At 72.4% G+C, this 4,595-nt stretch carries 7 protein-coding genes; 2 read left to right on the top strand and 5 right to left on the bottom strand.

What is annotated here, in order from left to right; translation table 11 throughout:
• Positions 1-2: 2 nt before the first annotated feature.
• Positions 3-158 (top strand): L,D-transpeptidase, encoded by a 156-nt coding sequence (locus CCN39_RS45815; RefSeq protein WP_143264423.1) that lies wholly within the window; start codon positions 3-5, stop codon positions 156-158.
• A gap of 3 nt (positions 159-161) precedes the next feature.
• On the opposite strand, the gene CCN39_RS45810 is transcribed toward CCN39_RS45815, so the two are convergent.
• Both CCN39_RS45810 and CCN39_RS45805 read right to left on the bottom strand, forming a co-directional pair.
• Positions 162-1,688 (bottom strand): 3-hydroxyacyl-CoA dehydrogenase, encoded by a 1,527-nt coding sequence (locus tag CCN39_RS45810; protein ID WP_086853232.1) that lies wholly within the window; start codon positions 1,686-1,688, stop codon positions 162-164.
• A gap of 37 nt (positions 1,689-1,725) precedes the next feature.
• Positions 1,726-2,397 carry a TetR/AcrR family transcriptional regulator gene (locus tag CCN39_RS45805; protein ID WP_086853230.1) on the bottom strand — a complete coding sequence of 224 codons (672 nt, stop codon included), beginning with the start codon at positions 2,395-2,397 and terminating at the stop codon, positions 1,726-1,728.
• Positions 2,398-2,523: 126 nt separating this feature from the next.
• Here CCN39_RS45805 and CCN39_RS45800 point away from each other — a divergent pair, with 126 nt between their 5' ends.
• A complete protein-coding gene (locus CCN39_RS45800) occupies positions 2,524-2,970 on the top strand; it encodes a nitroreductase family deazaflavin-dependent oxidoreductase (protein ID WP_086853228.1) in 447 nt (148 codons plus the stop codon).
• 215 nt (positions 2,971-3,185) lie between these two features.
• Here the strand turns inward: CCN39_RS45800 and CCN39_RS45795 are convergent, their stop codons facing one another.
• The 3 genes from CCN39_RS45795 to CCN39_RS45785 all read right to left on the bottom strand — a co-directional run.
• Positions 3,186-3,383: a hypothetical protein gene (locus CCN39_RS45795; protein ID WP_086853226.1), complete on the bottom strand. Its 198-nt coding sequence runs from the start codon at positions 3,381-3,383 to the stop codon at positions 3,186-3,188.
• Positions 3,384-3,392: 9 nt separating this feature from the next.
• A complete protein-coding gene (locus tag CCN39_RS45790) occupies positions 3,393-4,058 on the bottom strand; it encodes a response regulator (protein ID WP_086853224.1) in 666 nt (221 codons plus the stop codon).
• Positions 4,055-4,595 (bottom strand): sensor histidine kinase (locus CCN39_RS45785; RefSeq protein ID WP_341867732.1); only part of this gene is annotated, 541 nt, incomplete at its 5' end. The genes CCN39_RS45790 and CCN39_RS45785, both read right to left, overlap by 4 nt.

Here is a 4,595-nt window from a genome sequence, read left to right as displayed (position 1 = left end):
CGATGCCGAACTCGGTGTTCTTCGCCCCCGGCGGCATCGCGTTCCACGAGGGCAGCCTCAGCAGGTACTCGGCCGGCTGCGTGCACCTCTCGAACGCGGCGTCGCTGAAGTTCTTCACCGCCCTGGAGAAGGGCGACGAAGTCCAGGTCGTCCGCTGAGTCCTATCCGGACGTCCGCAGGTCCGCCGGGGTCGTCCCGGCCGCCGTCAGCGGCAGGCCGAGGGCGACGCGCTCGGTGAGCCACGGGCTCGGCCGGTAGCGGGGGTCGCCGGTGGCCGCGGTGAGGCCGCGCAGGATGCGCAGCACCACGTCGCCGCCGACGAGGTCACCCCACGCCAGCGGGCCGCGCGGGTAGCCGAGGCCGAGGCGGACCGCCGTGTCGATGTCCGGCGGGCTGGCCAGCTGCTGGCCCGCGATGAAACAGGCGGTGTTGACGATCGACGCCAGCAGGCGCTGCGCGATCGGGGCGGGCCCGTCGCGGACGACCGTCACGGGGTGGCCGGTCGCGGCCAGCGCGCCCCAGGCGGCGCGGCCCGCCGCCGGGTCGAGTCCCGGGTGGACGGACATGGTCAGCCGGCGTTCGTAACCGCCCAGCGGATCGACACCGGCGACGCGGTCGAGCGGCAGGCCGGCCCGGGTCGCGGCGTCCACTGTGGATTCTCCGTAGAGCGGGACGAGCAGGATCGCGTCCGGGTAGGCGTCGGACACCACCTGCACGCCCGCGGACGACAGCGCACGGGCGAGGTGCTCGTCCGCGGCGAACACCGGGCTGGCCGGCTTCGGGGGAGCGGCCGGCTCGTCGGCGACCTGCTGCTTGCCGTCGGTGTAGGAGTAGAAGCCTTCGCCGTTCTTCCGCCCGAACAACCCGGCGGCGACGCGCGGCCGGGTCAGCCACGACGGCCGCAGCCGCGGGTCGCCGTGGAAGCCGCTCCAGATGCTTTCGAGGACGGCGTGCGAGACGTCGAGACCGGTGAGGTCGAGCAGCTCGAACGGGCCGAGCTTCAGGCCGAGGACGTCCCGGGCGATGCGGTCGACGTCGGCGGGCTCGGCCAGCGCCTCGGCGAGGATCTGCAGCGCTTCGGTGTTCAGGCCACGGCCGGCGTGGTTGACCAGGAAGCCCGGCGCGTCCTTCGCGAGCACCGGCTCGTGGCCCCAGCTCTTGACCAGTTCGAGGGCTTCGCCCGGCAGCCAGCCGTGCGTGCGCGCGCCGGGGACGACCTCGACCAGCCGCATCAGCGGCACCGGGTTGAAGAAGTGCAGGCCGACGAGCCGGCCGGGGTCGGCCAGCTCGGCGGCGATTTCGGTGACCGACAGCGAACTCGTGTTGGTCGCGAAGATCGTCTCTTGTGGACAGACCCGTTCGAGGTCCGCGAACAGGGCGCGCTTGGTCCGGAGGTCCTCGCGGACGGCTTCGACCACGAGGTCGACGCTGTCCGCGGGCGCGTCGGGCGCGTCCACGGCGACCAGCCGGCCCTTGACGGCCTGGGCGTCCTCGCTCAGCTTGCCCTTGGCGGCGAGCTTGTCCAGCATGCCGCCGACGTACTCGATCGCCTCGGCGACGGCCTCGCGGCGGACGTCGGCCAGCTCGACGGTCACCCCCGCGGTCGCGGCCAGCTGGACGATCCCGCGGCCCATCACCCCGGTGCCGATCACCCGGATCCTGCCGACCTTCCCGGCCCACCCCGTCACGTCGTGCCGCCTTCCGCCGTTGGACTCTCGCCCCAGCCTAGAGGCCGACGAACTCCGCCATCCGCTTCGCCGAGTGGGCGAAGAACGCGTCGGCCGGGTCGACGCTGCCGACGTACTGGCCGAACAGGTCGAAGCTGATCGCGCCGAACAGCTGCGTCCACGCCATCAGCAGCCGGGCGACGGTTTCGGGGCCGGCGATGATCCCGAGAACCTTCGTGAGCGACTCGGCCTGGGCGCGCAGCTCGGGCGGGACCTCGCCGTCGACCGCCCGCAGCTCGGTGTGCGTGAGGACCTTGACCAGGGCGAGCGCGACGCGGGAGGCCGGCACGACGGTGTCCTGCGGCGCCGCGTACCCGGGGATCGGCGAGCCGTAGATCAGTGCGTACTCGTGGGGGTGCGCGCGGGCCCAGTCGCGGGTGCCCTGCCAGATCGCCAGCCAGCGTTCGCGGAGGTCGCCGGTGCCCGGGTCGGCGGTTTCTGCCGCTTCGCCGATGGCGTTGTAGGCGTCGACGATCAGGTCGGTCAGCAGCCGGTCGCGGCTCGGGTAGTACCGGTAGATCGCGGACGACACCATGCCCAGCTCCCGGGCCACCGCGCGCAGTGACAGCCCCTGCGCGCCGACCTCGCCGAGCTGGCGGCGGGCCTCGTCCTTGATCTCCTGGGCCAGTTCGGCGCGGGCACGTTCACGTGCGGTGCGGGTGGCGGTCATGTGATCAGTGTGCCACGACGAGAGCAGTGCACAAAACCGAGAGCAGTGCTCTTGACAGAGTGCAGCGCTCTCGTGTTCACTGCTCTTAACCGAGAGCACTGCTCTCCCAAAGCTTCGGAGGACACCATGACCGACACCCGCTACATCAAGCCCGGCAAGTCCACCAACGTCTTCAACGAGGTGGTCGCGAAGCTGACGAACCTGGGCGTGAGCGTCTGGGGCAGCCGGGTGCTGACGGTCGTCGGCCGCAAGAGCGGGGAGCCGCGCTCGGTGCCGGTCAACCTGCTGACCGTCGACGGCGTCCGGTACCTGGTCGCCCCGCGCGGCGAGACGCAGTGGGTGCGCAACCTGCGGGCGGCCGGCCAGGGCACGCTGCGCGTCGGGCGCCGCGTCGAGACGTTCACCTTCCGCGAGCTGGCCCACGACGAGAAGCCGGGCATCCTCCGCGCCTACCTCAAGCGCTGGAAGTTCGAGGTCGGCGTGTTCTTCGACGGCGTCGACGCCAAGGCCTCGGACGAGAAGCTGCGCGAGATCGCCCCGGGCTACCCGATCTTCGAGATCTTCACGAAGTAGGTTTCCGCGGGGCGGCGCGGGGTTGGCTGCGGCGAGGAGCTGCGCGGGGTCGCGCCGAGCTACCTGACCCACGAAGTGTGTTGCAACGCCCGGAAGTTGGCCGCGGCGAGGGCGCGGCGGCAAGGGCGCGGCGAGCTCGGTGCCGAGGCGTTCGTGGGTGCGCGAGCCGGTCCGCGGCCGGCAGCCGCGCGGGATTCCGCCGAGCTACCCGGCCTTCACGACCTCGACCTCCGCCGCGTGAAGTTGGCCGCGATCAGGACCACGCCGACCAGGAACGCGGCCAGGCCGATCAGGAACCACAGCTTCTGCCCGGTCATGAAGCTGCCGGTGATGACCCCGATGCCCTGCAGCACCCAGACGGCGCCGACCAGCACGAGCACCACTCCGGCCGCGAGGGTGATCCATCGCTTCATCCGCCCAGCTTAGGCGGGCCGCTCGTCCGGCACGAGTTTGTGGCGGTACGCGTAGACCACCGCGTGCACGCGGTCGGGCAGCCCGAGCTTGCTCAGCACGCGCGAGACGTGCGTCTTGACCGTCTCCTCGCCGACGTGCAACTTGCGCGCGATCTCGGCGTTGCTGCAGGCGCCGGCGAGCAACAGCAGCACTTCGCGCTCCCGGGAGGTCAGCCGGGCCAGCTCCGGGGGTTCGGCGGCCGCGGGCTCGAGGACCGTCGCGAACTTCGCCACCAGCCGACGCGTCACCGAGGGGTCGATCAGCGCGTCCCCCCGGGCCGCCACGCGCATGGCCGCGACCAGCTCCTCCGGCGCCATGCTCTTCAGCAAGAACCCGCTCGCTCCCGCGCGCAGTGCGCGGTAGACGTACTCGTCGGCGTCGTAGGTGGTCAGCACGAGGACGCGGGTGTCGTTGCCCGGCGCCGCCAGGATCGCCTCCGTCGCGGCGAGGCCGTCGAGGCGGGGCATGCGGACGTCGAGGACCGCGACGTCCGGGCGGAGGCGGGCGGTCTCGGCGACCGCCTCGCGGCCGTCGGATGCCTCGCCGACGCAGGTGAAGTCGGGCTGGGTGTCGAGGAGCGCGCGCATCCCGGAACGGAACATCGCGTGGTCGTCGGCCAGCAGGACGCTGATCATGTGCTCTCCACCGGGAAGGTCGTGCGCAGCTGCCAGAGGCCGCCGGTCTCGCCGTAGGAGACCTGGCCGCCGAACAGGGTGACGCGCTGGCGGATCCCCGCCAGGCCGCGGTGCGCGTGCTCCTTTTCTTCGGCTCGGCCGGCGCGGAGCCCGTTCGTCACCGTGAGCACGACCTCGGTGCGGCCGTGGTTCAGCTCGACCTCGACCGGGCCCTGGCCGTGGCGCAGGGCGTTGGTCAGGGCTTCCTGGGCGATCCGGTAGAGCGCGATGTCGAGCGAGCCCGGCAGCTCGCGGGGCTCGCCGCGCAGGGTCAGCCGGGTGGGCAGGCCGGCCGCGCGGACGGTCTCGACCAGCTCGTCGAGGTTGTCGAGACCGGGCTGTTCGGCGTTGGTCTCCGCGTGCAGGAGGTCGAGCAGCCGGCGCAGGTCGGCCATCGCCGAGCGGCTCGCCGACTCGACCGCGCCGAGCGACTTCCGCACCGGTCCGGCGCCCTCGGGCAGGCTGAGCCGGGCGGCGCCGGCGTGCACGCCGATGGCG

Origin of the sequence: Amycolatopsis kentuckyensis (assembly GCF_002155975.1) — a bacterium.
GTDB classification, from domain to species: domain Bacteria; phylum Actinomycetota; class Actinomycetes; order Mycobacteriales; family Pseudonocardiaceae; genus Amycolatopsis; species Amycolatopsis kentuckyensis.
This window is presented reverse-complemented; position numbering and strand designations above follow the sequence as displayed.

Excerpts from the sequence above, each read along its gene's own strand:
- CCN39_RS45800 (WP_086853228.1), top strand. The coding sequence starts at position 2,524 with ATGACCGACACCCGCTACATCAAGCCCGGCAAGTCCACCAACGTCTTC.
- CCN39_RS45795 (WP_086853226.1), bottom strand. The coding sequence starts at position 3,383 with ATGAAGCGATGGATCACCCTCGCGGCCGGAGTGGTGCTCGTGCTGGTC.
- CCN39_RS45815 (WP_143264423.1), top strand. The coding sequence starts at position 3 with ATGCCGAACTCGGTGTTCTTCGCCCCCGGCGGCATCGCGTTCCACGAG.
- CCN39_RS45805 (WP_086853230.1), bottom strand. The coding sequence starts at position 2,397 with ATGACCGCCACCCGCACCGCACGTGAACGTGCCCGCGCCGAACTGGCC.
- CCN39_RS45790 (WP_086853224.1), bottom strand. The coding sequence starts at position 4,058 with ATGATCAGCGTCCTGCTGGCCGACGACCACGCGATGTTCCGTTCCGGG.